The organism is Pseudomonas sp. RL_5y_Pfl2_73 (assembly GCF_963970515.1).
Lineage (GTDB): Bacteria > Pseudomonadota > Gammaproteobacteria > Pseudomonadales > Pseudomonadaceae > Aquipseudomonas.
The window spans coordinates 1-3,617 of record NZ_CAXAPD010000077.1; the positions used below are offsets into that span (position 1 = coordinate 1).

4 protein-coding genes, 3 tRNA genes and 1 rRNA gene are annotated in these 3,617 nt (G+C 53.2%); all 8 read left to right on the forward strand.

Features of this window, described 5'->3' with window-relative positions; genetic code table 11:
* Positions 1–79 (forward strand): 5S ribosomal RNA (rrf, locus tag AACY42_RS28890); the annotation flags it as partial.
* Positions 80–211: 132 nt separating this feature from the next.
* A complete protein-coding gene (gene birA, locus AACY42_RS28115; RefSeq protein WP_339483762.1) occupies positions 212–1,168 on the forward strand; it encodes a bifunctional biotin--[acetyl-CoA-carboxylase] ligase/biotin operon repressor BirA in 957 nt (318 codons plus the stop codon).
* A complete protein-coding gene (locus tag AACY42_RS28120; RefSeq protein ID WP_339483763.1) occupies positions 1,158–1,907 on the forward strand; it encodes a pantothenate kinase in 750 nt (249 codons plus the stop codon). Before birA ends, AACY42_RS28120 begins: the two co-directional genes overlap by 11 nt.
* A gap of 7 nt (positions 1,908–1,914) precedes the next feature.
* Positions 1,915–2,370, forward strand: coding sequence for a hypothetical protein (locus AACY42_RS28125; RefSeq protein WP_339483764.1), 456 nt, complete (start codon positions 1,915–1,917; stop codon positions 2,368–2,370).
* Positions 2,371–2,512: 142 nt separating this feature from the next.
* A tRNA-Tyr gene (locus tag AACY42_RS28130) sits at positions 2,513–2,597 on the forward strand.
* 24 nt (positions 2,598–2,621) lie between these two features.
* A tRNA-Gly gene (locus AACY42_RS28135) sits at positions 2,622–2,695 on the forward strand.
* A 26-nt stretch (positions 2,696–2,721) separates the two neighbouring features.
* Positions 2,722–2,797 (forward strand) — tRNA-Thr (locus AACY42_RS28140).
* Between the two features lie 84 nt (positions 2,798–2,881).
* Positions 2,882–3,617 (forward strand): elongation factor Tu (locus AACY42_RS28145; protein WP_339483765.1); only part of this gene is annotated, 736 nt, incomplete at its 3' end.

Here is a 3,617-nt window from a genome sequence, read left to right on the forward strand (position 1 = left end):
TCCCGAACTCAGCAGTGAAACGATGCATCGCCGATGGTAGTGTGGGGTTTCCCCATGTGAGAGTAGGTCATCGTCAAGATTAAATTCCGAAACCCCTATCTGCTGACGCAGGTAGGGGTTTTGTTTTGCCCGCGGGAAAGTCATTTGTGTTTCTATGCAACTGTCTTGCGCATGGCTATCATGCGGGCCTCATTATCAGGGCGCAGTCCGCATGCTCACGTTGCTAAAACTTCTGAAGGATGGTCGCTTTCACTCAGGGCAGGCGCTGGGTGTTGCGCTGGGTATCAGTCGTAGTGCTGTATGGAAGCAATTGCAGCACTTGGAAGCAGAAATAGGGCTGTCTGTTCATAAGGTTCGAGGTAAGGGGTATCAGTTGGCTAAGCCTCTGGTGCTTTTGGATGCTGCAGAGATTCACGCAAAAGGCCTTCAAGAGTGGCCTGTCCATATCTTTGACGCTATTGACTCCACCAACGCCGAGGCGCTGCGTTTGATCGAGCGTGGGGCGGCGGCGCCGTTTATGGTTTTGGCTGAGCGACAGATCGCCGGTCGTGGGCGTCGTGGCCGTAAGTGGGTCAGTCCGTTTGCCGAAAACCTCTACCACAGCCTAGTGCTGCGCATTGACGGTGGCATGCGACAGATCGAAGGGCTGAGCTTGGTCGTCGGACTTGCTGTCATGCATGCCCTACGTGATATGGGGATCGCTGACGCGGGGCTGAAATGGCCTAATGATGTCCTAGTGGGAGAAAAAAAGATCGCCGGCATTTTGCTTGAGTTGGTAGGGGATCCGGCGGACGTTTGCCATGTTGTCCTGGGCGTTGGGATTAACGTGAATATGCAATCGACTGACGAGGTCGATCAGCAATGGACATCCATGTGTCTTGAGGCGGGAAGGGATTTTGATCGAAATGAGTTGGTGGCGCGATTGGTGGCGAAGCTTCAGCACTATCTGAGGCTTCATCACGCATCGGGGTTTGCCGCAATACAGTCGGAGTGGGAGCAATACCATCTTTGGCAGGGCAGGACTGTCTCCCTGATTGCCGGTGTTAATAAAATTGACGGCATTGTGCTGGGCATTGATCACCAGGGTGCGCTGCGTTTGAAGGTAGAGGGTGTGGAAAAAAACTTTAGCGGTGGTGAGCTCAGTCTGAGGTTGCGTAATGATTCTTGAGCTTGACTGCGGCAATAGCTTTATCAAATGGCGTGTTCTTTGTGCTGACGGGGTGACGCCGGTTGAAGGTGGCGTGGTCAGCTCTGATAGCGATTTGCTGGTGAGCCTGAATAATGCCGAGAAGTTCCAGCTCAAGAAATGTCGCCTTGTTAGCGTGAGGACCCTGGAGGAGACAGATTCATTGGTTGCCTCTCTGGTTGATATGTTTGGGCTGTTGGTTACCCGAGCTGTGCCTGCCCGAGAAATGGCGGGGGTGAAAAACGGCTATCAGGATCACGAGCGGCTGGGGCTTGATCGATGGCTGGCCCTGCTTGGTGGGTTCCATCTTGCTTCAGGCGCGTGCCTGGTCCTTGATTTTGGTACTGCCATTACGGCTGATTTTGTGGCTGGGGACGGTGTGCATCTCGGCGGATTTATTTGTCCGGGGATGCCTTTGATGCGTAACCAGTTGCGTACTCATACGCGAAGAATTCGCTATGACGATATGGCGGCCGAGCGAGCTCATGAGAGTCTCGCTCCGGGTCGGACAACTGTCGAAGCGGTCGAGCGCGGTTGCATGTTGATGCTCAGAGGGTTTGTCCTGACTCAGCTTGAATTGGCGCAGCAATATTGGGGAAGGGATTTCGTGGTGTTTCTCACTGGTGGGGACGCCAACCTGGTTTCCGGGGTGGTTCCTGGTGCCAAGGTAGTGCCCGACCTGGTTTTTGTCGGTTTGGCGATGGCCTGTCCTTTGTCTTGAGGTTTCTATGCGGTGGTTGTTTCTGTTGTTGCTGGTTTTGAATGTCTTCTACTACATCTGGCATCAGCAGGAGGCGCCGCTTCGCGCCAAGGATGTGACTCCACTGAGTTTGTACCGCGGTTCGCAGCAGGATATTCACCTTTTGAGCGAAACAGCGGATGCGCTTGTTGGGCGTGACCTGGGTAAAACCGGTGAAGCGCAAAAGACCTGTGTTTACTTGGGTGGTTTTGTTCGTCCGGAGCTGGCTAGGCAGTTGGAGCGGCGATTGGCTGTCTCGGGCATCGTAGGTCATTCTGCTGCATCGAACTCGCCAAATCTCCCTGAGGGTGGGGGATTCTGGGTTCAGGTTTCTCAGGAAAGTGCGGGAAAGGTGAATGAAACGCTGCTGCAAAACCTTTCTAAAGAATTCAATGAGTTAAAACATAAAATAATGCCATGCGAAGGGGTTGCACCTGCTGGATAGTTTGCATAGAATGGCGCCCGCTTCGCAGCGAAGACCTTTAAAGGTTAGCGATACGAAGCGACGTCAACGCAGCTAACCTCAGGTTTTTAATGAGAAAATGCTTGACAGAAGGCTGGCATGATATAGAATGCCGGCTCGCTTAGGAGGGGTTCCCGAGCGGCCAAAGGGATCAGACTGTAAATCTGACGTCTACGACTTCGAAGGTTCGAATCCTTCCCCCTCCACCATTTTTAGCGTGAGCTGCAAGCTCCGCGGGTATAGTTTAGTGGTAGAACCTCAGCCTTCCAAGCTGATGATGCGGGTTCGATTCCCGCTACCCGCTCCAAGTTTGCAGGTTGTGCAAAGTGTTTCGCTCTTGTAGCTCAGTTGGTAGAGCACACCCTTGGTAAGGGTGAGGTCAGCGGTTCAAATCCGCTCAAGAGCTCCATATAACAAGGCAGATATGAAAATATCTGCCTTTGTTTTAATGGTTTGTGTGACTCGCTAAATTCTTCTCCTAGGGGTGATTTCGATGGCTAAGGAAAAGTTCGAACGTAACAAGCCGCACGTCAACGTCGGTACCATTGGTCACGTTGACCACGGTAAAACCACGTTGACCGCTGCTCTGACCCGTGTCTGCTCCGAGGTTTTCGGTTCGGCCAAGGTTGACTTCGACAAGATCGATAGCGCCCCGGAAGAGAAAGCTCGCGGTATCACCATCAACACCGCTCACGTTGAGTACGATTCGTCTGTGCGTCACTACGCACATGTTGACTGTCCAGGTCACGCCGACTACGTAAAAAACATGATCACCGGTGCTGCCCAGATGGACGGCGCGATCCTGGTTTGTTCGGCTGCTGATGGTCCGATGCCGCAAACTCGTGAGCACATCCTGCTGTCCCGTCAGGTGGGCGTTCCGTACATCGTTGTCTTCCTGAACAAGGCAGACATGGTTGACGATGCCGAGCTGTTGGAGCTGGTTGAGATGGAGGTGCGCGACCTGCTGAGCACTTACGACTTCCCAGGTGATGACACTCCAATCATCATCGGTTCGGCTCTGATGGCTCTGAACGGCCAAGACGACAACGAAATGGGCACCACCGCTGTTAAGAAGTTGGTGGAAACTCTGGATAGCTACATTCCAGAGCCAGAGCGTGCTATCGACAAGCCGTTCCTGATGCCAATCGAAGACGTGTTCTCGATCTCTGGTCGCGGTACTGTTGTGACTGGTCGTGTTGAGCGTGGCATCGTCCGCATTCAGGAAGAAG

Excerpts from the sequence above, each read along its gene's own strand:
- birA (WP_339483762.1), top strand. The coding sequence starts at position 212 with ATGCTCACGTTGCTAAAACTTCTGAAGGATGGTCGCTTTCACTCAGGG.
- AACY42_RS28120 (WP_339483763.1), top strand. The coding sequence starts at position 1,158 with ATGATTCTTGAGCTTGACTGCGGCAATAGCTTTATCAAATGGCGTGTT.
- AACY42_RS28125 (WP_339483764.1), top strand. The coding sequence starts at position 1,915 with ATGCGGTGGTTGTTTCTGTTGTTGCTGGTTTTGAATGTCTTCTACTAC.